This window comes from Flavobacterium adhaerens, from assembly GCF_040045115.1.
Taxonomy (GTDB): Bacteria; Bacteroidota; Bacteroidia; order Flavobacteriales; family Flavobacteriaceae; genus Flavobacterium; species Flavobacterium adhaerens.
In genome coordinates this window covers 243,428-267,746 of the sequence record NZ_JBDLZX010000002.1, presented here as the reverse complement: position 1 = coordinate 267,746, position 24,319 = coordinate 243,428, and the positions used below count along the sequence as shown (strand labels likewise).

At 35.1% G+C, this 24,319-nt stretch carries 20 protein-coding genes and 2 tRNA genes; 16 read left to right on the top strand and 6 right to left on the bottom strand.

The features are described 5' to 3' along the window. Window positions 1–10: 10 nt before the first annotated feature. From ABEB18_RS03860 to ABEB18_RS03840, 5 genes are all read left to right on the top strand, one after another. The gene (locus tag ABEB18_RS03860) at window positions 11–1,186 is read left to right on the top strand and encodes a sialidase family protein (protein ID WP_348797743.1); all 1,176 of its coding nucleotides are present in this window, start codon (window positions 11–13) and stop codon (window positions 1,184–1,186) included. A gap of 139 nt (window positions 1,187–1,325) precedes the next feature. Next, complete coding sequence (locus ABEB18_RS03855; RefSeq protein WP_348797741.1) at window positions 1,326–1,901, top strand: Crp/Fnr family transcriptional regulator; 576 nt, start codon at window positions 1,326–1,328, stop codon at window positions 1,899–1,901. A 152-nt stretch (window positions 1,902–2,053) separates the two neighbouring features. Further along, entirely contained in the window at window positions 2,054–2,770 is a 717-nt protein-coding gene (locus ABEB18_RS03850) for a pirin family protein (RefSeq protein ID WP_348797740.1), read from the top strand. Window positions 2,771–2,880: 110 nt separating this feature from the next. Then, entirely contained in the window at window positions 2,881–3,165 is a 285-nt protein-coding gene (locus tag ABEB18_RS03845; RefSeq protein ID WP_348797739.1) for a GNAT family N-acetyltransferase, read from the top strand. A gap of 8 nt (window positions 3,166–3,173) precedes the next feature. Then, window positions 3,174–3,581 (top strand): OsmC family protein, encoded by a 408-nt coding sequence (locus ABEB18_RS03840; RefSeq protein ID WP_348797738.1) that lies wholly within the window; start codon window positions 3,174–3,176, stop codon window positions 3,579–3,581. A gap of 2 nt (window positions 3,582–3,583) precedes the next feature. Here ABEB18_RS03840 and ABEB18_RS03835 read toward each other — a convergent pair whose 3' ends face one another. Further along, window positions 3,584–4,141, bottom strand: a complete 558-nt coding sequence (locus tag ABEB18_RS03835) for a sugar O-acetyltransferase (protein ID WP_348797737.1) — start codon at window positions 4,139–4,141, stop codon at window positions 3,584–3,586. 371 nt (window positions 4,142–4,512) lie between these two features. Between ABEB18_RS03835 and ABEB18_RS03830 the strand changes: the two genes are divergently transcribed. The 6 genes from ABEB18_RS03830 to fabD all read left to right on the top strand — a co-directional run bounded on the left by ABEB18_RS03830 (window position 4,513) and on the right by fabD (window position 14,273). Then, window positions 4,513–7,938: a transglutaminase family protein gene (locus ABEB18_RS03830; protein WP_348797735.1), complete on the top strand. Its 3,426-nt coding sequence runs from the start codon at window positions 4,513–4,515 to the stop codon at window positions 7,936–7,938. 77 nt (window positions 7,939–8,015) lie between these two features. After that, on the top strand, window positions 8,016–10,607 hold the full coding sequence (locus ABEB18_RS03825; RefSeq protein ID WP_348797734.1) for a circularly permuted type 2 ATP-grasp protein: 2,592 nt from the start codon (window positions 8,016–8,018) through the stop codon (window positions 10,605–10,607). Then, window positions 10,597–11,466, top strand: a complete 870-nt coding sequence (locus ABEB18_RS03820; protein ID WP_348797733.1) for a transglutaminase family protein — start codon at window positions 10,597–10,599, stop codon at window positions 11,464–11,466. Before ABEB18_RS03825 ends, ABEB18_RS03820 begins: the two co-directional genes overlap by 11 nt. A gap of 10 nt (window positions 11,467–11,476) precedes the next feature. Continuing rightward, entirely contained in the window at window positions 11,477–12,388 is a 912-nt protein-coding gene (locus ABEB18_RS03815) for a protein-glutamine glutaminase family protein (protein WP_348797963.1), read from the top strand. 158 nt (window positions 12,389–12,546) lie between these two features. Then, window positions 12,547–13,074 (top strand): YceI family protein, encoded by a 528-nt coding sequence (locus tag ABEB18_RS03810; RefSeq protein ID WP_348797732.1) that lies wholly within the window; start codon window positions 12,547–12,549, stop codon window positions 13,072–13,074. Between the two features lie 326 nt (window positions 13,075–13,400). After that, window positions 13,401–14,273 (top strand): ACP S-malonyltransferase, encoded by an 873-nt coding sequence (gene fabD, locus ABEB18_RS03805; protein WP_348797731.1) that lies wholly within the window; start codon window positions 13,401–13,403, stop codon window positions 14,271–14,273. Window positions 14,274–14,352: 79 nt separating this feature from the next. On the opposite strand, the gene ABEB18_RS03800 is transcribed toward fabD, so the two are convergent. Beyond that, the gene (locus ABEB18_RS03800) at window positions 14,353–15,483 is read right to left on the bottom strand and encodes a DegT/DnrJ/EryC1/StrS family aminotransferase (protein ID WP_348797730.1); all 1,131 of its coding nucleotides are present in this window, start codon (window positions 15,481–15,483) and stop codon (window positions 14,353–14,355) included. Between the two features lie 153 nt (window positions 15,484–15,636). On the opposite strand from ABEB18_RS03800, the gene ABEB18_RS03795 reads away from it, so the two are divergent. Together ABEB18_RS03795 and ABEB18_RS03790 are read left to right on the top strand one after the other, a co-directional pair. Then, window positions 15,637–16,872, top strand: a complete 1,236-nt coding sequence (locus ABEB18_RS03795; protein ID WP_348797729.1) for a 3-deoxy-D-manno-octulosonic acid transferase — start codon at window positions 15,637–15,639, stop codon at window positions 16,870–16,872. A gap of 206 nt (window positions 16,873–17,078) precedes the next feature. Continuing rightward, the gene (locus tag ABEB18_RS03790; RefSeq protein WP_348797728.1) at window positions 17,079–17,282 is read left to right on the top strand and encodes a hypothetical protein; all 204 of its coding nucleotides are present in this window, start codon (window positions 17,079–17,081) and stop codon (window positions 17,280–17,282) included. A gap of 121 nt (window positions 17,283–17,403) precedes the next feature. Here the strand turns inward: ABEB18_RS03790 and ABEB18_RS03785 are convergent, their stop codons facing one another. The 4 genes from ABEB18_RS03785 to mutS all read right to left on the bottom strand — a co-directional run bounded on the left by ABEB18_RS03785 (window position 17,404) and on the right by mutS (window position 20,867). Continuing rightward, window positions 17,404–17,754, bottom strand: a complete 351-nt coding sequence (locus tag ABEB18_RS03785) for a YegP family protein (RefSeq protein WP_348797727.1) — start codon at window positions 17,752–17,754, stop codon at window positions 17,404–17,406. Between the two features lie 123 nt (window positions 17,755–17,877). After that, window positions 17,878–17,963, bottom strand: a tRNA-Leu gene (locus ABEB18_RS03780). Between the two features lie 80 nt (window positions 17,964–18,043). Beyond that, window positions 18,044–18,116: transfer RNA gene (locus ABEB18_RS03775), tRNA-Gly, on the bottom strand. Window positions 18,117–18,260: 144 nt separating this feature from the next. Then, complete coding sequence (gene mutS / locus ABEB18_RS03770) at window positions 18,261–20,867, bottom strand: DNA mismatch repair protein MutS (RefSeq protein ID WP_348797726.1); 2,607 nt, start codon at window positions 20,865–20,867, stop codon at window positions 18,261–18,263. Between the two features lie 150 nt (window positions 20,868–21,017). Between mutS and ABEB18_RS03765 the strand changes: the two genes are divergently transcribed. The 3 genes from ABEB18_RS03765 to ABEB18_RS03755 all read left to right on the top strand — a co-directional run bounded on the left by ABEB18_RS03765 (window position 21,018) and on the right by ABEB18_RS03755 (window position 24,317). Next, window positions 21,018–21,473, top strand: a complete 456-nt coding sequence (locus ABEB18_RS03765; RefSeq protein WP_348797725.1) for a DUF1573 domain-containing protein — start codon at window positions 21,018–21,020, stop codon at window positions 21,471–21,473. Between the two features lie 76 nt (window positions 21,474–21,549). Further along, on the top strand, window positions 21,550–22,080 hold the full coding sequence (locus ABEB18_RS03760) for an RNA methyltransferase (RefSeq protein WP_348797724.1): 531 nt from the start codon (window positions 21,550–21,552) through the stop codon (window positions 22,078–22,080). 80 nt (window positions 22,081–22,160) lie between these two features. Next, window positions 22,161–24,317 carry a T9SS type B sorting domain-containing protein gene (locus tag ABEB18_RS03755; protein WP_348797723.1) on the top strand — a complete coding sequence of 719 codons (2,157 nt, stop codon included), beginning with the start codon at window positions 22,161–22,163 and terminating at the stop codon, window positions 24,315–24,317. The last annotated feature ends 2 nt before the right edge of the window (window positions 24,318–24,319 follow it).

Sequence of the window (24,319 nt, the reverse complement as noted above, 5' to 3'; positions counted from 1 at the left end):
TTTTAGCTAGATGATGAAAAATTTTAAAAGTATAATTCTCTTTCTTCTCGTTTTACCTAATAGTAATTTATTAGCCCAACAAAAAGATATGCCTTTTTCGGTAAATTCACTTTTTGATTTCAAGCAACCTGAAACTTTAGGATTAGAATTTGCTCAAGGAGCCGAAACATTTACCCTATTTTCACCCAAAGAAACCGAAAACAAATACAATCATGGCGTTGTTTTATTTGCTTTCAAAGGAGTGTTGTATGCACAATGGCAAAGTTCATCTGTCGATGAAGATGCAGACGATACACAAGTATTTTTTAGCAGAAGTACTGATGGGAAAATTTGGGAAAAACCGAAATCTTTAACTACGATCGAACCTCAAATTATAAAAACAAGTGGCGGTTGGTGGAGTCACAACGATACTCTAATTGCTTTTATTAATGTTTGGAAAACACAAAGCAACACGCCAAAAGGAGGGCAAACCATGTTCATAACAACTACAGATGGTCAACATTGGGAAGCTCCTAAACCTGTAAAGAATATCTATAACGAACCAATACAAGGAATCATAGAACAAGATCTTCGCAATTTATCTAATGGCAGAATAATAACGGCATTTCATATGCAACCAGGACTAATTGCTACACCTTTTTATACTGATAATACCTCTGGAATTTCTGGATGGAAAGCAGGTGAAATGAAAAATCTCCCGTCAAAAGATTCAGCTATTAGCAGAGAACTGGAACCAAGTTGGTTTTATCAAAAAAATGGCGAAATTGTAATGCTTTTTAGAGATCAAAACAGCACATTCAAAAAACTAGCTTCCGTTAGTCGTGATAATGGAAAAACCTGGACAACTCCCACCATTATTGACACTCCTGACTCAAGAGCCAAACAAAGTGCTGGTAATTTACCAAACGGCACAGCATTCATGGTAAATAACCCTTCTGGAAATAAAAATAGATATCCATTGGTTATTACGCTAAGCAAAGATGGTTATGTTTTTGACAAAGCGTATATAATCCGAAGCGGCAAAGAAAAAGACTTACAACCAATGCAATACGAAGGAAAATACAAAAGAATTGGATATAGTTATCCTAAAAGTTTTGTCGTTGGAGATTATCTATATATAGGATATGCCACCAACAAAGAAGATATTGAAATAACTAGAATTCCGCTAAAAAATTTATACTATTAAGAATCTATAAATTCTTGTAAATAATTATTCACTGAGACTTCTATTTCATTAAAAAAAACATTTGAATGTTTACCATAAAAATTCAAAAACCAAACAGCCATTACAAGCCAATCAACAAAAATAATTGTATTTTTAGAAAATGAATGCTATTCTCGAAAACATACACAAACACGTTGCTTTGACTCCTGAAGAACAGAAACTTTTTTTGTCCAAAACAGAAACCCGTCAGTACAAAGCCAAAACCGTTTTGCTCAACGCTGGTGAAATTTGCAAAGAATCCTATTTCGTCAATTCTGGTGTTTTGCGAAGTTTCAATATCAATGACAATATTGTAGAACACGTTTTGAGCTTTGCCTGTAGTGGCTGGTGGATTAGCGATATGTATAGTTATCTTTCGCAAAAACCAGGAAATCTTTTTATTCAAGTAATTGAAGATGCCGAAGTAATTGTACTGACCAAAGAAAACCAAGATACGTTGTACAAGGAAATCCCAAAACTAGAACGCTTTTTCAGAATCCTAATCGAAAATTCATTGGTCGCCCATCAGGAGCGATTAATGGATAATTTGAGCTTGACCGCAGAGGAACGTTTTGAAAAATTCTGCAAAAAACATACGAATTTAATTTATAGTGTACCTCAAAAACAAATTGCTTCCTATTTGGGAGTAACACCGGAGTTTTTTAGTAAGATGAAAAGTAAAATGCTGAGGAAGTAATATTCAGTGTTCAGATTATTAGTAATCAGAAATTAATATTTTTTAATACTGGCCACTGAATACTGAAAACTACTTTTCTTAATCTACATTAAGTGATTTTTGTTTATATCGAACGTAAATTTGTACTATAAAAATCAATAAAACACAAAATCATGGCAACTACAGTTTTTCACAAAGCAGATACAAGAGGACACGCAAATCACGGATGGTTAAACGCTCATCACAGCTTCAGTTTTGCAAGTTGGTACAACCCAGATAGAATTCAATTTGGGATGCTTCGCGTTTTGAACGATGATACCATTGCAGCTGGAATGGGATTTGGCACACATCCTCACGACAATATGGAAATCATTACCATTCCGCTCGAAGGCGATTTGGCTCACAAAGACAGTATGGGAAATGCCGCAACCATTAAAACTGGAGATGTGCAGGTAATGAGCGCTGGAACTGGAATTCAACACAGCGAGTTCAACCCAAATGCAGATCAACGTACCAAACTTTTTCAAATTTGGTTGTTCCCAAAATACAGAAACGTAGAACCTCGTTACCAACAAATTACCTTAGACAAATCATTGGAGAAAAATGATTTCGCCCAAATATTATCTCCAAATCCTGACGATGCTGGTGTTTGGATTCACCAAGACGCTTGGTTTTATATGAGCGATTTCGATACTGATTTCTCAAAAAAATTGGCTCTAAAAAAAGAAGGAAACGGTTTTTACATCATGAACATCGAAGGCGAAATTGAAGTAAACGGCGAAAAACTAGAAACCAGAGACGCGATAGGAATTTGGGATACCGCCGAAATTGAAATTAAAGCCAATACTGCTGCTAAATTTTTGGTAATGGAAATTCCGATGAATCAATAATTTTTTAAATAAAATATTCTAAGATTCTGAGTTTCTAAGTCTCCGAGACAAAGAACTCAGAATCTAAAACATAGAAAATTAATATCTTAGTAACTTAGCAACTCAAAAAAATGAACGAAGAAGTACAATTAGAAATCAACGACAGAAAAGGTTTTTTCTATATTGATGTTGATGGCAAAACTGAAGCCAAAATGACTTTTGTTTTTGCAGGTCCAGATAAAATCATTATCGATCACACCGAAGTAAACGAAGGCAATAACGGAAAAGGATTTGGTAAAAAAATGGTAACCAAAGCCGTAGAATATGCCAGAGAAAATAACATCAAAATTGTTCCACTTTGTCCATTTGCTAAGAAAGTTTTTGACAAGACTCCAGAAATTCAGGACGTTTTATAATTAGCATTATGGAAAACTTATTAGAGAACAACATAACAGGAACAATTGGAACTCAAAAATATTTGTGTTCCATTTCGTGGCGTAATGGTAAATTGTTGATGGATGAGCCTGAAAACATTGGCGGAAATGACCTGGGACCAGACCCTTTCACCACCCTTTTAGCCTCATTAGCAGGCTGTACACTATCTACTTTACGAATGTATATTGACCGAAAAGGCTGGGATATTCCAGAAATCAATATTTCTCTGAATGCTTTTCAAGAAAATGATCCCGAATTCACTACAACCATTACACGTTCAATCACTTTTTCAAACACAATTGAAGATGACATCAAAAACCGATTATTGATTATTGCCGAAAAATGTCCCGTTTCTAAAATTCTAAAAAATAAAATCGTAATCAATACTACTATATAGTTTTACTCCTGATTCAATTTCCGAATCACTTGGGCTGGATTACCAACGGCCAATGAGTTTTCGGGAATATCTTTGGTCACAACCGATCCTGCACCAATCACACAACAATTACCAATAGTAACTCCTGGACAAATCACCACATTCCCTCCTATCCAGCAATCATCACCAATCGAAACAGGTTTAGAACTCTCGACTGTTCTTCGTTCAATAGCATTAAGCGGATGTGTCGCTGTGTAAATATGCACGCCCGGGCCAAAAAAAACATTATTACCAATCGTCACTTTCATCGTGTCCAAAACCACACAATTCACATTAAAATACACATTCTCCCCCGCATGTATATTGTACCCATAATCACAATGAAACGGTGGTTCTATGTACAATCGTTTATGCGAATTGGGCAATAACTCCCGCAAAATCGCACGCGCTCTTCCGTTCATCAAATATTCAGTTACATTCAGTTTGTGCAATAACCTTTTGGCTTTGGTACGCTCTTCAACAAGTTGTTTATCATTGGCAAAATAAATTTCGCCCAATAGCATTTTCTCTTTCTCAGTCATTTTTTAGAATAGATATTTTAAATCCAAATTGGATTATTACTAATTATTAGAAGCAGCAAACAAAAGGCATTTTCCAAAACATTAGTCCCGCCATACGTTTCAAACTTATTGTTCGAACCCCGAACAATAAGGTTTTCCACTTCTGTCGGGGCTAAAGATAAAACATTTGGCATCTTAGTAAGCATTTCAAAATTTAACAATAAAAAATTAAAACCAAATTGTTAACAAATCATCAATAAAAAGACATAAAATTACTTATTTACGAGTATTTAAAGATATTTTTAATAAATTATTTTCATTAAAATTCGTTAAACAATGATTTTTTTTCAATATTTGTATATGTAAAATTATGTCATAAAAAAACCTTTCTTATGTCCATAAAAATAGCCATTTCGCACAAAACAATTTATAAGTTTGACCGCAACGTTACCCTATATCCCCATGTTTTTAGACTTCGACCAGCTGTACATTCCCGAACACAAATAGAAGGGTATTCATTTAAAATCAGTCCCGAAGAACATTTTATCAATTGGCAACAAGACCCTTTTGGCAATTATCAGGCAAGAATTGTTTTTCCGGAAAAAATCAAAGAATTAAAAGTCGAAGTCGAAGTCCTCGCAAAACTACAAGTCATCAATCCCTTCGATTATTTTGTCGAAGAATATGCTCAGAAATATCCATTCAAATATGACGATATACTCGAACAAGAATTAGTTCCGTATCTAAAACTGACAGAGGAAAGTCCAATATTTTTAAAATACATAGAACAAATAAAACTAAAAGACCCTTTAGAAATAAATGATTTTTTGGTCTATCTCAACCAAGAGGTTTACAAAATGCTCACCTACAATCTCCGCATGGAAGCCGGCGTACAAACACCCGAAGAAACTTTGCGCATCAAAAGCGGTTCTTGCAGAGATTTTGCTTGGTTATTGGTTCATATCTTACGACACTTTGGTTTGGCAGCTCGTTTTGTTTCGGGTTATATTGTGCAATTGGCACTGGATATCAAATCGCTGGACGGCCCATCGGGACCCGAAAATGATTTTACCGATTTACACGCTTGGGTCGAAGTATATCTTCCAGGTGCTGGTTGGGTAGGTCTCGATCCTACATCGGGACTTTTTGCCAGCGAAGGCCATATCCCTTTATGTTGCACGCCACATTACCAAAGCGCCGCTCCTGTTACTGGTGCAACCGATAAATGCGAAGTAGAATTTGAATTTGAAAACAAAGTAACCCGAATTCATGAAGACCCAAGAGTAACCAAACCCTATTCTGAAAAACAATGGGAAGACATCATGAATGTTGGACACCTTGTAGAAAATGACTTGGTTCAAGGAGATGTAAGACTCACAATGGGCGGAGAACCTACTTTTATTTCCATTGATGATTACGAAGGTGCCGAATGGAATACCGCTGCTGATGGTCCTCTCAAACGAAAACTGGCTTACGATTTGGCACTACGTCTCAAACAACGATTTGCTCACGGTGGTTTGCTTCATTTTGGTCAAGGAAAATGGTATCCAGGAGAGCTATTTCCTCGTTGGCAATACGGCTTATATTGGAGAAAAGATGGCTTCCCCTTATGGAAAAATGATGATCTTATAGCCAAAGAAGGTCAAACACAATACACTTTTCATGATGCTGAAAAATTTGCAAACGAGTTAACCAAATTCCTGGGAATCGACACCAAAAACATATTACCATCCTACGAAGATCCCATTTATTGGGCTCTCGAAGAAGGTAAGCTTCCTGTCAATTTAGATCCTTTAAAAGTAAATCTTAAAGATCCCATAGAGAGGCACAATTTGGCTAAAGTTTTGGAAAAAGGATTAAATAATCCTGCGGGTTTTGTATTACCTATTCGAAAAGATTATCCCAATGATTGCTGGGAAAGTTGTGCTTGGGAATTTAGAAGAGGAAATTGTTTTTTGATTCCTGGAAATTCACCCATCGGGTTACGCTTGCCTTTAGATTCACTCCCAAAAACATCCAAAAATAAAAGAGAAACAGTTGTTGACCGAAGCTTATTCGAAGATTTACCACCATTGGGCGATTATTCCGAAAAAGTAAAAAAACGCTACGGAACGATTTCAAAAATATTTGAAGCAATCCAAAAAGTAACTTCAAAAAAGAAAGAAAAAGAACCTCAAAAAGAGTCTTTATTATTTGAAGTGGATACTTTTATTACGGCCTTATGTGTTGAAGAAAGAGAAGGAATACTATACGTTTTTCTACCTCCAACTGATTATTTGGAACATTACATTGACTTAATTACTTCTATAGAAAGCACTGCCGAAAAATTGCAAATGCCAGTACGAATTGAAGGGTATCTCCCCAAAACCGACTACAGAGTCGAAAAAATAATGGTTACTCCAGATCCAGGTGTTATTGAAGTAAACGTACATCCAGCCAAATCATGGCAAGAAATCGTGGACAACACCACAGCTCTTTACGAAGAAGCCTTTTTATCTCGTTTGGGAACGGACAAATTTATGGTCGATGGGCGCCATACCGGAACTGGCGGTGGAAATCACGTAACTTTAGGAGCCGAAAGACCAGAGGATAGCCCGCTATTGAGAAGACCTGATTTATTGCGAAGTTTGATTACGTATTGGCAACATCATCCCGTGTTGAGTTATCTTTTTGCAGGGCCTTTTATTGGGCCAACGAGTCAGGCTCCCCGTATCGATGAAGGCCGTGATGAACGTTTATACGAAATGGAAATTGCCTTTGAACAAATTCCAAAAGACAGAGAAGTTCCTTTTTGGATGGTCGATCGAATTTTTAGAAACCTCTTGACCGATATCACAGGAAACACCCATCGAACAGAGTTTTGCATCGATAAATTGTATTCGCCCGATTCTTCAACGGGACGTCTCGGAATTTTAGAGTTGCGAGCGTTTGACATGCCTCCGCATAAGCACATGAATTTAGTTCAGAATTTATTGGTTCGTGCTTTGGTGGCCAAATTTTGGAAAAATCCATACGAGAAAAAACTAATTCGTTGGGGAACAGAATTACACGACAAATTTTTATTGCCTCATTTTGCTTATCTCGATATGATTGATGTAGTAAATGATTTGAAAGATGCTGGATATAATTTTGATATTTCATGGTTTGACCCATTCTTCGAATTCCGATATCCGCATCACGGCACTATGGTTATCGATAATATTCAATTGGAAATTAGATTGGGAATCGAACCTTGGCACGTATTAGGAGAAGAACTCACTAATTCTGGAACTTCACGATTTGTCGATTCTTCCCTAGAGCGTTTACAAGTAAAAGTTTCAGGGATTATTCCTGATCGTCATATTTTATTGTGTAAAGGCTGTAGGATTCCGCTAAGAAGTACGGGAACCAAAGGCGAATATGTAGCAGGAATTCGATACAAATCTTGGAATCCTCCATCGGCTTTACATCCAAATATTGGAATCGATGTTCCTCTGGTTTTTGATTTAGTGGATACTTGGAATAATAAAATTATTGGTGGTTGTACCTATTTTGTGACGCATCCTGGCGGAAGAAGTTTTGATAGTTTTCCTGTAAATAGCTTTGAAGCCGAATCCAGAAAAATAAGCCGTTTTTGGGATTTTGGCCACACTCCTGCTTCAACATTTGAAGAAATAAAAAAAGAAAAGCAGATGGAAACCATTGCCAATAGCAACTCTACTTCCCGTTTTTTGATCGAATCCAAATCAGAATTAAGAATTGATACACCGATTGAACTCATTAATCCTGAATATCCTTACACCTTGGATTTAAGACATTATTGGAAAGCAAAAGAATAAGACAATTGCATTGGTGTTCGCTTAAAAAGCTATTATTTTGCAATAATTACAAAACATAAAATACTCATTATCAACAAATGATTCAAGACATTTCATTGGGACTGCTCGAAAGCTATAAAGAGAAAATCAATTCTTACGACGAAGTTATTGACCAAAGTGGCAAAGTAAAACCCTATTGGAAAGAGCTTTTTGACACTTTAGAAGCTATTGGTCTTGAAGAATTAGAATTGCGTAATGAAGAAATTATAAAAAAACTAAAAGAAAACGGAGTTACCTATAATGTTTACGGTACGGCTCAAGAATCAAATCGTGCTTGGAAATTGGATATTATTCCATTTCTAATTCACGAAACGGAATGGGAAACCATTGAACGAGGGTTAAAACAAAGAGCTCATCTGTTAGATTTAATTCTGAAAGATCTTTACGGGCCTCAAACTTTAGTAAAAAATGCGATTATTCCCGCTGAATTGGTTTTTGACAACTCTGGTTTTCTCCTACCCTGTTTCGATATCATTCAAAAGCACAATAAACAATTATTAAATTATGCCGTTGATTTGGCTCGTGGTCCTGACGGAAAAATGTGGCTGCTAGACAACAGAACCCAAGCCATTTCTGGTCCCGGATACGCACTGGAAAATAGAATCGTAATGAGTAAGATTCTGCCAGAACTTAACCAAAAAACCTATCGAAATAGGCTTTCTCCTTACTTCAACCAATTGCAACAAACCGTTGATACCATTGGAGATAAAACCAACGAAAATCCAAATGTGGTTTTCCTGACTCCCGGTCCTGGAAATGAAACTTATTTTGAACACGTTTATCTTTCCTCTTACTTGGGTTATACTTTGGTACAAGGAAATGATTTGGTGGTAAGAGATGGTTTTGTTTGGCTAAAATCTATCGATCAGCTCGAGCGAGTAGATGTTATTATCAAACGCTTAGATGATGAATGGTGCGACCCATTGGAATTACGCAGAGATTCATTGCTTGGAGTTGCAGGATTATTGCAAGTAATTCGTTTGGGAAATGTTACGGTTCTAAACCCTCCCGGAACGAGTATTTTGGAAAATTATGGGCTTATGGCTTTTATGCAAAATGCCTGTAAATTTTTACTCAAAGAACCATTATTAATCAATTCAATTGCAACTTGGTGGTGCGGTCATAACAAAGAGTTAAACTATGTTTTGGCCAATTTATCCAAATTAATTATTAAAAAAACCAACAGAAAACAAGGTTTCAAATCCATTTATGCTCGTTTATTAGACAAAGAACAATTGGAAGATTTGAAAAAACTAATTCTTGCCAGTCCAAAAGATTTTGTGGCTCAAGAAGAAGTTAGTTTGTCTACCACTCCCTCGTTTATAAACGGCTCTATAGAACCTCGATACGCATCAATAAGAGCTTATCTGGTTGCTGATGGCGATGATTACAAAGTAATGCAAGGTGGATTAACGCGTAGTTCGGCCGTAAAAGATAAGTTTGAAATATCCAATCAAGTGGGAGGAATTTCAAAAGATACTTGGATTATTACCGATCATCCAACAGAATATCATGAGAAGAATGTTGAACGTAAAAACACCAACAATCAACTCAAAAATTCCTTAACCAGTAGAAATGCTGAAAACCTATTTTGGTTAGGCCGTCTGTGTGAAAGAACAATGGCCTTGCGTAGTTTTTTGAAAATAATTCTAAATAGACTTAATGAAAATGTTGTAAAACATGGAAACAAGCAACCTGAATTTTTGGTTGTTTTATTAAAAACGCTAACGCATCTTACCCAAACTTATCCAGGATTTGTTGGTAAGGAAATTAAACCAGGAGAAACCTATGACAACGAAGCTATTTTTGAAAAGCCACTAATCGAATTGCTCCTTTTAATTAATGATGCAACAAAAGTCGGTTCTGTTGCTTATAACCTACAATCCTTGCTAAACACTATTAATCAGGTAAGCGAAAAATGGAATCTCGATACCCGACGCATTATCAACTTATTGGAGGAGAGTCATTATATCATCAAAAACACCAAATCAGACAATATTAATGCGGTAAATCATGCTCTGGATAAACTGCACATTCGCCTTTTTTCTTTCTACGGAAATATCTACGAAACATTGCCACGTGACAACGGTTTTTATCTAATGGAAGCCGGAAAAACGGTAGAGCGCATTTTGTCTTTGGTTTCGATTTTTCGTTCCACTTTCAACTATAAAAAAGAGGATGACGAAGAAGCTCTTTTGATGGAAGCTATCTTGGAAAATCATCATTTATTGGCACAATATCGAAATATTTACAAATCGCATTTGAGTCTAAAAGCTGTGATTAATATGGTTTTTTTAGAGAAAAACTTAACTTATACATTGGCATTTTTATTAGACACGCTTACGCATTATCTCTCTAAATTACCAAAAACAAACGAACCCAATCGATTGAGCATAGCCGAAAAATCAGCTTTAAAAGCCAGTACAATTATCAAATTGATAGATGCTGATATTTTAATACAAGTTGAGGAAACAACTCAATTTCGTCCTGAATTAGACAAAACCCTTTCGGATGTTTTTGATTGTATTTCGAATGTCTCTAATAATTTATCTAGTTTGTACTTCAATCATTCTATAATGCAACATTCTATTTTGGACACCCTTGAAAATATGGATACTGATGAAATATAAACTAAAACATCAAACGCTGTACACTTATGTAAATGAGGTGCACAACTATCAAAGCATTTTGTGTCTACAACCACAAAATTCGACTAGACAACTTTGCAAAAATTTCAAATTAGAAATAGAACCTAAACCCTCCGAAATATATTCGCGAAAAGATTATTTCGGAAATCTACGTCATTATTTTTCGATACACCAATCTCACAAATCATTGAGAGTAACAGTTTCTAGCGAAATAGAAGTATTAGATAATCCGCCACAGCTTTTAAATTCGATTACCTGTGAAGAAGCAAAGCAGAGATTCATCACTGAGCGTGCATTGAAAATCGAAGTATTACAATACCTATTGCCTAGCCAGTTTATCGTTTGGGACGAAGAAATAATTGCTTTTGCTGAAAGTTGTTTACTTCCTGACACACCTCTTTTTGAAGCTGTTTTAAATTTAATTAAAAAAATATACACTGAATTTCAGTTCAAATCAGGGGCAACCAATATCAATACACCATTAAAAACGGTTCTTAAAGAACGAAAAGGAGTTTGTCAAGATTTCTCACATTTGGCAATTGCTTGTTTGCGTAGCGTTGGAATTCCAGCTAAATATGTAAGTGGTTATATAGAAACATTACCTCCAAAAGGAAAACCAAAACTAGAAGGTTCCGATGCTTCACATGCTTGGATTTCGGTTTATATTCCCGAAATGGGCTGGTGTGAATTTGACCCTACCAATAATATGATTCCGCAACAACGTCATATTGTAACTGCTTATGGAAGAGATTTTGCCGATGTGTCTCCCTTGAGAGGAATCATTTTTAGTTCTGGAGATCATAAAGTAAAAGTAGAAGTAGATGTAATTCCAATATTATAAATTTAATACCATCAAAAAGCACCCTCTTTTAACGCCCAATAAAGCCTCCATACTAGAGCTTAATACAGCAAACGATTTATTTGCGGAAATTGTGCAATCTGGGATTCCATTTGGATATCAACAAGCCAATTGCCATAATATTTCGCATTATATCAGTTTGTTATTAAGTACTAAAGGCTATCATTGTGCCAAAATTTGGGCTTTTGCTCCTATTGTTTATTCCTCATATAGTACTAGACTAATCTCATTTATAGACGAAAAAAACATTTCACCAAACGGAACGATCGATTGGGGATATCATGTCGCTCCTGTAATACAAGTTATTGTTAATGCTAAAGTTCGTAAAATGGTTATCGACCCGGGTTTATTTCCCAATGGACTTGTGCATTATAGAACGTGGCTCTCTAAACTAAAAACCAAAAAACTGATTTACCTAATGATGGATTCGGAATGGTATTTATACAATTCTTCGATGATAACCAATGCCCAATTGCAATCGGATTCTAATGAATTTTTAGCATCAAATCAGCCCAATATCAAATTGCCCGATTGGTTTTCGGACAAACATATTACTGATTTTTTTAAATACGAAGACGAAGCTCTAGAACAACATTGGGTAGAAAAGGGACTGGCGGTAAATGAAACCGCTTTACTTTTTTACGATAATGAAATCAAGCCCATTCTTGATTTTGAAGAACATCAGCAATTAATTATCGATTATAAAATGTTGGTTGGAAATGTATTCAACTTCGAAACCATATTCAGAGACAACAATTGGAACTACGAAATGAATCTCGATTTTCAATTCAAACACCAAGAAATCATCGCCAAATACAGAACTGTATATTCAGAAAACTTTTCAAAATGGAAGAATGCTTTAAACCAAATAAATAGCTCCAATAATTCTTTTCTAAACACCTAATTGTTTTTTAAATAATCTACTGATATTCAAATTATACCTATTTAATATTTCCTTTTTCATTTCTTAATCTAGGTTAAGTGCTTCATTCTCATTCTTGCCATAATTTTGTCTTATCAAAATGAAACAAATCATTATTAAACAATAAAAAAACAAATAATATGGCAACTACAAAATGGGCAATCGACCCAACACACTCCGAAATTGGTTTCAAAGTAAAACACATGATGTTTACAAATGTTTCAGGAAAATTTACCACATACGACTCAGTAATCACAACTGAAGATGATAACTTCGAAAAAGCAACCATTGAATTCTCTGCAGACATCAACTCTATCAATACCAACAATACCGATAGGGATAATCACTTAAAAAGTGGCGACTTTTTTGATGCTGAAAATCATCCAAAATTGACTTTCAAAGCTACTTCTTTTACCCAAAAAGGTGATGATTATGAATTGACAGGTGATTTAAGCATTAGAGGTATAAGCAAGTCGGTAACCTTTCCAGCAGAATTCAGCGGATTAATGAAAGATCCTTGGGGAAATACCAAAGCAGGATTAAATATTGACGGAAAAATAAACCGCAAAGATTGGGGATTAAACTGGAATTCAGCATTAGAAACTGGTGGTGTCTTAGTTGGTGAAGAGGTAAAACTGAACATTGAATTGCAATTGATAAAACAATAATTAACTTTTTTTAGCACAAACAAACCTGGTTGTCCAAAAAGTCATATTTTGTTCATTCCGAATTTATTTTGGAATCTAAAAACAATTAATCATTAATTGTTTACAGAAGTTGAAACAAGTTCAGCTTGACAAGATTATGTTTTTTGGACAACCACTTTTCATTTCAGAACATTTTCAACTTTTCTTGTAAATCCTAAAAAAACACTACTTTTGCATCCCGATTGAAACAATATATTTTCAGTTTTAATTTTTTTAAAATCTTTAAATTAAGAGTAATAAAATGTCATTTGACATCACATTTGATACATAAAAAAAATAAAAAAAAGATGAAAGCATACGTATTTCCAGGTCAAGGAGCACAATTTACAGGAATGGGGAAAGACCTATATGAAAACTCGGCATTAGCCAAAGAATTATTTGAAAAAGCAAACGAAATATTAGGTTTCCGTATTACAGATATTATGTTTGAAGGAACTGCCGAAGAATTGAAAGAAACCAAAGTTACACAACCAGCCGTTTTTTTACACTCTGTTATTTTAGCAAAAACCCTAGAAGATTTCAAACCCGAAATGGTAGCAGGACATTCTTTGGGCGAATTTTCTGCATTGGTTGCCAACGGGACATTATCTTTTGAAGATGGATTAAAATTAGTTTCTCAACGTGCATTAGCCATGCAAAAAGCTTGCGAAATAACCCCTTCTACAATGGCTGCTGTTTTAGGCTTGGCAGATACTATTGTCGAAGATGTTTGTGCATCTATAGAAGGAGTAGTTGTTGCGGCAAATTATAACTGCCCTGGACAATTAGTAATTTCGGGAGAATTCAAAGCCGTAGAATTAGCTTGTGAAAAAATGAAAGAAGCTGGTGCTAAACGAGCTTTAATATTACCTGTTGGAGGAGGTTTTCATTCGCCTATGATGGAACCTGCAAGAGAAGAACTAGCTGCTGCGATAGAAAAAACTGTTTTCGCTACTCCTATCTGCCCAGTGTATCAAAATGTAACTGCTGCTGCAGTATCATCGCCAGAAGAAATCAAGAAAAATTTAATTATTCAATTGACTGCTCCTGTAAAATGGACTCAATCAGTACAACAAATGATTGCCGATGGTGCAACTTTGTTTACCGAAGTTGGTCCTGGAAAAGTATTAACCGGATTAATTGGAAAAATCAATAAAGAAGCTGTTACGGCGAACGCTTAATTAGAAAATTTATTAAAATTTCTCAGAATAAAAAAATCTCAAATTATCTAGATAATTTGAGATTTTTTTTTTTTTGCTTCTATCTTAAAAATTCAATAACACTATCGGTTATGAATTTTATTTGCTCATCATCTAATTCGGTATGCATTGGCAAAGCAATTACTTCTTTCACCAACTGATTGGTTACTGGGAAATCTGCTTCTTTGTAACGAGAATCAACATACGCTTTTTGGGAATGTAGCGGAATTGGATAATAAATTGCACAAGGAATTCCTTTATTTAACAAATGTTGCATCAAGGCATCTCTATCAGCATCAATAATTCGTAATACATATTGATGAAAAACATGATCATCACCATCGGCATCAAACGCTGGCGTAATAATTTTAGCATTGCCAGCAAAAGCAGCGTTGTATTTTGATGCTGCCAAACGACGTGCAGTATTATACTCATTCAAGAAAGGTAACTTAGCATCCAAAACTCCAGCCTGAATACTATCCAATCTAGAATTTACTCCAACAACATCGTGATGGTAACGCTCGTACATTCCGTGATTGACAATTCCTCTAATTTTATGAGCCAAAGCATCGTCGTTAGTAAAAATTGCACCGCCATCACCATAACAGCCTAAGTTTTTAGAAGGGAAAAAGGAAGTAGAACTCACATGACCAATAACACCTGCCTTCTTTTTGGTTCCATCTGCAAAAGTATAATTGGCTCCAATTGCTTGCGCATTATCTTCAATAACATATAAATTATGCTCTTTCGCAAGAGCCATAATAGCATCCATATTGGCAGCACGTCCAAACAAATGAACTGGAACAATTGCTTTTGTTTTGGGAGTTATGGCTTTTTTTATCGCATCGATAGAAATATTCATATCATCTAAATTCACATCTACCAAAACAGGTGTCAAACGTAACAAAGCAATAACCTCAACAGTGGCAGCAAAAGTAAAATCGGCAGTAATCACCTCATCACCTGGTTTCAAATCCAATCCCATCATAGCAATTTGCAAAGCATCTGTTCCGTTTGCGCAAGGAATTACGTGCTTAACATCAAGGTATTCTTCAAGATTTTTTTGAAAATGATGCACCAAAGGCCCATTAATATAAGTATTGGTATCCAGAACTTCTTGAATAGAAGCGTTTACCGTTGCAGCGATTTTATCGTATTGACTCTTTAAGTCAACCATTTGTATTTTTTTCATTATGACCTTTTGTTTAAAGTTCTTTAACAACAAAACTCCCAAATTTATAAGGGCATATTCTGTTTTAAATTTGGAACAAAAATAGGGATTTTAGCAGAATGATTTTATAGATAACTAAAAGAAAGCGTATTTTAGCCCCAGAAAAAAAATGATATGCTTTCCCTATACAACCTAATAGTTCAAATTGCGAATATTTTATTAAAAGCCATCGCTCTGTTCAGTCCAAAAATGAAACTTTTTGTAGCGGGGAGAAAGCCTGTTTTTGAAATTTTACAAACAAAAATTTCTCCTGATGACAGAACTATTTGGTTTCATGCTGCTTCTTTGGGAGAGTACGAACAAGGACTTCCTGTTATAGAAAAAATAAAAGAAAGCCATCCTGGACATAAAATTTTGGTTACTTTTTTCTCTCCATCTGGTTATGAGGTTCGAAAGAACAATACTGTTGCCGATGCTACTTTGTACCTCCCTTTGGATACCCAAAAAAATGCGCAACGCTTTTTACAATTAGCTCATCCTGAAATGGTTTTTTTTATCAAATATGAATATTGGCCTAATTATTTAAATGAGCTTCAAAAACTTAAAATACCAACTTATTTGATTTCGGGTATTTTTAGAGAAAACCAAGCTTTTTTTAAATGGTATGGTGGTTTTTACAGAAACGCATTAAATGCTTTTACGTATTTTTTTGTTCAAAATGAAAGTTCCAAAAAATTATTATTACAACTAAACAAAACTAACGTAGCCGTTTCTGGAGACACACGTTTTGACAGGGTTGTTACTATCTTAGAAAAAGACAACACATTAGATTTTATTGCTCAATTTAAAAATGACACTTTAACGATTGTCATAGGAAGTTCTTGGCCAAAGGATGAAAACCTATTAATTGACTATATCAATCAAACGCAAGAAAAAGTAAAATTTATTATTGCTCCCCACAATATCAAAAAAGAACAAATTCAAGAGCTAAAAAATTCTATAACCAAGAAAACGGTTTTGTTTTCTGAAAAAGAAGGCAAAGCTCTAGCTGATTTTGATGTTTTTATAATTGACACTATTGGAATTTTAACCAAAATATATAGTTATGCCGACATAGCCTATGTTGGTGGTGGATTTGGTAATCCTGGAGTTCATAATATTTTAGAACCGGCTACTTTCGGGGTTCCGATTGTCATTGGTTCCAATTTTACTCATTTTGCAGAAGCTGTGGCATTAGTTAAGCTGGAAGGCTGCATTTCGATTACAAACAAAAATGAACTCCGAAACATTTTAGATGAATTGATACAAAATCAAAAAAACAGACAAGAAAAAGGTGAAATATGCTTTGATTTTATTCAAAAAAACAAAGGGGCTACCGCTAGTATTTTATCCAAAATAACACCTCAATAACAAAGACAGCAAAAAAACCTAAATATCTAAAAAACATAAGAATACATTAAAAAAAAATGATTTTCAAGTCATTTTCATTCAACAAATGCAAAACCTACAGACTTTATCGAAAATTATTTTTAAAAAATAAATGAAAAAATATTTTACATATTAAAAAATTTATATCTTTGCAACGAATTAATAATTAACCTTTATATTAAATTAAGATGAAAAAAGTATTTTTAAGTTTAGCTGTTGTTGCTGTATTATCTGTTGTATCTTGTAAAAAAGCTGACGCTCCTGCTGAAGAGACTGTAGCTGCTGATACTACTGCTGTTGTTGCTGATACTACTGCTGTTGTTGCTGATACTACTGCTACTGCTGCTGACACAACTGCTGCTCCAGCTGCTGAAGCTCCAGCTGCTGAGTAATTTTAAATTACACTAAAAAAACAAGCTGCATTTTCAATGCAGCTTTTTTTTTGGATTCCCACCAAACTATTCTTTTCTACCAACATAAAGCCTTGTTTTACATCAAAACACAGCCTTGATATTAATCTAAAAACACAAGATCGTTATTATCTGAAAAATCTAAAATTTCAGAAACGGTTGCGTATTTAACAATCTCATCAATCCCTTTTTGCACTCTTAATTCTGTAGTATATTTTCGACTCAACGCAAAAGGCGCACCTTCCAAAAACAATTTAAAAAAATACTTCCCACCAGCAGATCGTTGTTTTTCAAAAGTAGCCAAACCAATATTACTCTTGAAATACGCAATCGCCTCTTCGCATTCAAATTTAAGCTCATACTTCAAGCTTGTAAAAATCACCTTCCCTTTTCTGGAAGTAAAAACAAACTTATACTGATCATCAAATCTCTTACTAATTACAAAAGCACCCATTCGATTTTAAGATTTAGGAATTTAGACAGCAGATTTACAAACTTTAAAAAAACTTTTCAGACTGACCGACGCTCGTTTTTTTATCAATAAAAAAAGCTCCAAACATTGTTTGAAGCTTTTTTGTACTCAGAGCGGGACTTGAACCCGCACGAACATTGCTGTTCACTGGATTTTAAGTCCAGCGTGTCTACCAATTTCACCATCCGAGCAAAAACGTTTTGTTTTTTTTGTTAGATATTTTTTTTTTTAAAAACAAACAAATCCAACATCCGAACATTATATGGTTTTGAGCGAAAAACGGGGCTCGAACCCGCGACCTCGACCTTGGCAAGGTCGCGCTCTACCAACTGAGCTATTTTCGCATTTCATTTCTATAAAGAACCGCAACACTTATCTGTTATTGCGGTTGCAAATTTAGAACATTTATTTAATTACACAAACGTTTTTATGAAAAAAAACAAAGATATAATTTAACATTCTGACAACTATAACTTTAAATTCAAAAATTATTTTCTAGTTAACATTCTTTTGATCTCATTGAGCTTCATCAGGGCTTCAACAGGTGTAATGGCATTTATATCCAGATTAAGAATTTCATCTTTAATCTCCTCCAACAAAGGATCATCTAGATTAAAGAAACTCATTTGCATCTCATCATTCGCTGATTTCACACCACTCAAAACCTCACTAGAATGATTTTTCTCTAATTTCTTCAACATCTTCTGAGCTCTAGAAACCACTAATTGAGGCATTCCTGCCATTTTTGCCACATGAATACCAAAACTATGCGCACTTCCTCCCTTTACTAATTTTCGAATAAAGAGAACAGTATCTTTCAATTCTTTAACCGAAACATTATAATTCTGAATACGCGGCATCGTTTCGCTCATCTCGTTGAGTTCGTGATAATGAGTTGCAAACAAAGTTTTTGCTTTAGATGGATGCTCATGCAAAAATTCGGCTATAGCCCAAGCTATAGAAATCCCATCATAAGTACTTGTTCCTCTTCCTATTTCATCCAACAAAACCAAACTCCTATCCGAGATATTGTTCAAAATAGACGCTGTTTCATTCATTTCGACCATAAACGTAGATTCACCCATCGAAATATTATCTGAAGCCCCTACTCTAGTAAAAATTTTATCCACAATTCCCATTCTAACACTCACAGCAGGCACAAAACTTCCCATTTGAGCCAACAACACTATCAAAGCGGTTTGGCGTAAAATTGCCGATTTACCCGACATATTAGGCCCGGTAATCATAATCAATTGTTGGGTTTCTCTATCTAGAAAAACATCATTGGTAATATACGGAACACCTACTGGCAATTGCTTTTCTATTACAGGATGTCTTCCTTCTTTGATATCCAATTCGAAAGTATCATCAATTTCTGGGCAAACGTACTTGTTTTCTATTGCCAATTGTGTAAAACAACACAAACAATCCAATTGTGCTATCAAATTGGCGTTCATCTGAACCGGCTTAATATAAGTCGATACCCAACTTACTAATTGATCAAATAAATCACTTTCAATTTTTTGAATTTTGTCCTCAGCTCCTAAAATCTTAGTTTCATATTCTTTTAACTCCTCTGTAATATATCGCTCAGCACTAACCAAAGTTTGTTTTCGAATCCATTCGGTCGGCACTTTATCTTTATGAGTATTTCGAACTTCGATATAATATCCAAATACATTATTGAAAGATATTTTCAACGAAGAAATTCCTGTACGTTCAGATTCTCTTTTTTCGATACCTTCTAAAAACTGTTTACCAGAAGTAGATATCGCTCGTAGTTCATCTAATTCAGCATGAATCCCTTGAGCAATAACATTTCCTTTGGCAACTGCCACAGGAGCATCTTGATTCAGAGTCGTTTGTATTTTTTCACGCAACAACTCACAACTATGCAAACTATCTCCAATAACTTTTACAGCTTCTTGCGAACTTGACAAAGCCAATGTTTTTATCGGGATAATTGCATCCAATGATTCTTTCAAATTTACCATTTCGCGAGGAGAAACCTTACCTGTGGCAATTTTAGAAATCAGACGTTCTAAATCGGAAATTTGTTTTACTTGATTTTGAATATCTCTTAAAACATCCTGATTCTCATTTAAATACGAAACCACCTGATGACGACTTCTTATTTTATTAGCATCCTTCAATGGCAAAGCCAACCATCGTTTCAACAAACGCCCACCCATAGGCGATAGTGTTTTATCGATAACATCCAAAAGCGTTACCGCATTTGGATTGTAACTATGATACAGTTCCAAATTTCTAATCGTAAAACGATCCATCCAAACATAAGCTTCTTCGGCAATGCGCTGAATTGCAGTTATATGCTGGAGTTTATTATGCTGTGTTTCGGACAAATAATACAAAATTGCACCCGACGCAATGATTCCCTCTCTCAATTCTTCTACACCAAAACCTTTCAAGGAAACCGTCTGAAAATGTTTGGTCAAACTTTCAGTTGCATAATCTTCTTTGAAAATCCAATCTTCCAAATAGAAATTATGAAAATCTTCACCAAAAGCATCTCGGAATTCATTTTTGTTATTCTTAGGAACTAACACTTCGCTAGGATTGAAGTTTTGAAGCAATTTATCGATATACTCCGCATTTCCTTGAGAAGTCAAAAACTCACCCGTAGAGACATCTAAAAAAGAAATTCCTATCGCTTTTTTATCAAAATAAACAGCAGCCAAAAAATTATTCGTTTTAGATTGCAAAACCTCATCATTCATTGCAACTCCAGGTGTAACCAACTCAGTAACTCCTCGTTTCACAATTGTTTTGGTCATTTTAGGATCCTCCAATTGATCACAAATAGCCACACGAAGTCCTGCTTTTACTAATTTTGGCAAATAGGTATTAATAGAATGATGCGGAAATCCTGCCAATGCAGTTTCGGTCTCTGAACCCGCACCTCTTTTGGTTAATGTAATCCCTAAAATCTTTGAAGAACGAATAGCGTCTTCGCCAAAAGTCTCATAGAAATCTCCAACTCTAAACAACAAGCAAGCATCAGGATATTTCCTTTTGATCTCATTGTATTGCTTCATTAACGGAGTCTCTTTAACTACCTTATCTTTTGCTGCCAAAATTTTTATATTAGAATGATTTTAAAACTCAGCGAATTTATAATTTTAAACCACAAAAAACTAAAGGCAAAAAAAATAAATTACTTTTAAGAAAAATTTAAAAGACAATTTTGTTTATTTGTATAAATTTGTGAAATAATTATAAAACCTATGAAAAAAATATTCCTACTAGCAATGCTAACCATCTTAGGCACAGCATTTTCTAACGCTCAAGAATCTTCAAAAAAAACTAAAAAAGCAAAAACAACAACTACAGCTGCAGCTTTACCAAAAGTAAACGGAGCTGGAATGGTTTTTGAAAACGAAACGATTGATTACGGTTCAATTGCACACAATGCAGATGGAAACCGTCAGTTTGTATTCACAAATAATGGAAACAAGCCTTTAATCATAACCAATACTCAAGGATCTTGCGGATGTACTGTACCAACTGCCCCAAAAGAGCCAATTATGCCAGGTGCAAAAGGAGTTATTGGAGTAAAATATGCAACAGACAGAGTTGGGCCTTTTACAAAAACGGTAACTGTAACTTCAAATGCTGAAGGACAACCAACAAAAACCCTTACTATTAAAGGAACTGTTTTACCAGACGCAGCAAAAAGCTAAAAAAAGCTTTCATCAAATACAACTTAAAGGCTTCCTTATTCCAGGAAGCCTTTTTTATAAAGAAAACTAGAAAACAATGAGAAAACTAGAAAACAGCGAATTGGAAAGAAAATCTATCGATGATTTTAAAAGATCTAAAAAAACACCCTTAATCCTAATATTAGACGATATTCGCAGCTTACACAACATTGGATCTGTTTTTAGAACTGCTGATGCTTTTTTGATTGAAAAAATAATTCTCTGCGGAATCACAGCGACTCCTCCTAATAAAGAAATTCACAAAACAGCACTTGGAGCAACTGAAACTGTAACTTGGGAACACCATGAAAATGTTTTAGACGTTATTTCAAATTTAAAAAAAGAAAATATTACCACTCTTGCTATTGAACAAGTTGAAAGTTCGATTTTTCTTCAGAATTTTAAAGTTGATAAAAATCAAAAATACGCTTTGGTTTTTGGAAATGAAGTTTACGGTGTATCACAAGATGCAGTTGCTATATGTGATGGTTGCATTGAAATTCCTCAACTAGGAACCAAACATTCTTTGAATATCTCAGTAAGCGCTGGAATTGTGGTTTGGGATTTATTCAAACAATTCAATCAATAATTTTATTCGTAAAAAAACAAGAATACGATAAATAAATCGACAAAGTTTTGCTTTTTAAATAAAAAGTTTATTTTTATAAAATGAAAGCAAGAACTCCACTCAACCTAATATTGTGCCTCTATTCAATTGTATGTTTTGGGTATGCAAACACACCTATAAATCCTCCAAAAAAAGGATTTTCAACTTCGTTAATCAAAAACAAAAAAGCTAAAACACTGGCCAATGTTGCTCCCATACTTACCGCAACAGGAAATCAATCTTATTGCCCTTTAACCTATATCAATATTGTAAGCACTATTAATATTACCGATCCAGATGACACTGGTACCGATGCTATCTACATTCAAATCTCTTCGGGTTACGTAAAAGGTGAAGATTCTTTATACTTGAATAACGCTTTGTCACATAGTACAATTCAAAGCATTTGGAATGCAAACGAAGGCAAACTAACATTAAAAAGTCCATCAGGGATACCAGTGAGTTATGCTGATCTTGAAAGCGCAATCAAAGATGTACAATTCAACAACACTTCAATAACTCCAAACGGTATTCGAAATTTTTCAATTAGTATTGGCCAAGCCAATTATTTACCAAGAAATGGTCATTATTACGAGTATGTCCCTAGTCTTGGCATCAGCTGGACAGCTGCAAGAGACGCTGCTGATGTAAGAACTTATTATGGTCTAAAAGGGTATTTAGCAACACTAACAGCAGCCGATGAATCACAATTAGCAGGTGCTCAAGCCCCAGGTGCTGGCTGGATTGGAGGAACCGATGCTTCCAAAGAAGGAGAATGGAAATGGGTCACAGGCCCTGAAGCTGGCACGGTTTTTTGGAACGGAAAAGGAAACGGAACCTCTCCAAATTACGCCAACTGGAACTCTCCAAATGAGCCAAATGACAGCAATAACAACGAAGATTACGCTCACATAACAGACCCATCTGTTGGAAACCCTGGAACTTGGAACGATCTCCCTGTGCAAGGTGATCCTCCAGGCCCTTATCACCCGAAAGGATATATTGTAGAATACGGAGGAACACTAGGTGATCCCGTTTTACAACTATCTGCCAGCACAACTTTAACAATTGCTACGATTAGCAGTACAACACCAGCTTCAACATGCGATGCTGGAACTGTTACTTTGAAAGCGACAGCAACGATTGGGACCATGAATTGGTACGACACAGCTACGGGAACTATTCCATCAGGAACTGGAACCAATTTTATCACTCCAAATATCACAACAACAACTAACTTTTATGTAGAAGTTGCAGGATGCCCAATGACAAGAAAATCCGTAGAAGCTAAAGTAATTAATACCCCAACCATTACCAGCACTAATACACCTGTAACTCATTGTGGGCCTGGCACATTTACTTTACAAGCTACTCCATCGGAAGGAACCATAAACTGGTATTCTGAAATTGGAGGAAATAGTATTGGTACCGGAACTTCATTTACAACTTCGACAATTTCAAACAGCACAACCTATTATGCCGAAGCAGTAAACAACGGTTGTAGTAACAGTACTAAAGAAAATATTGATTTAATTGTTTATGATTTGCCTGCAGTAAACGATCAAAATATTGCAAAGTGTAATGGGCAAAGTATAACATTGGACGCTGGTCTATCCAATATGACCTATCTTTGGTCAACTGGTGCCACTACCCAAACTGTTGATATAATTGACAAGGGAATTTATACCGTAGCCGTTACTAGTTTAGCTCCTGAAAACTGCACCAACAAAAAAACAATTACTGTAGTAGAAAACAACACTCCAGAAATAAAAAAGGTAATTGTTGACGAAACAACTGTTACCATAGAATTAGTAAAAACCGAAACTTATTTTGAATACTCTATAGACGGCATCAATTATCAAAGTTCAAATGTTTTTACCAATGTACCTAGCGGATTACAAACAGCTACTGTACGAGAAATCAATTTATGTAGTAGCGACCAAGAACAGTTTATCGTAATTATTATTCCAAAATTTTTCACACCAAACAACGATGGTTTTAATGATACTTGGGAAGTAAAAGGCCTTTTAGAATACCCTCTATCCGAAGTAACAATATTTGATCGTTATGGAAAATTAATCACCAGACTTAGCAGCTACCAACACAGTTGGGATGGCACTTTCAACCAAAAAGCATTACCATCGACAGATTATTGGTATGTTTTGAAAATAGACCCAGAAAGTCCTGTATTAAAAGGGCATTTTTCGCTGAAAAGATAACG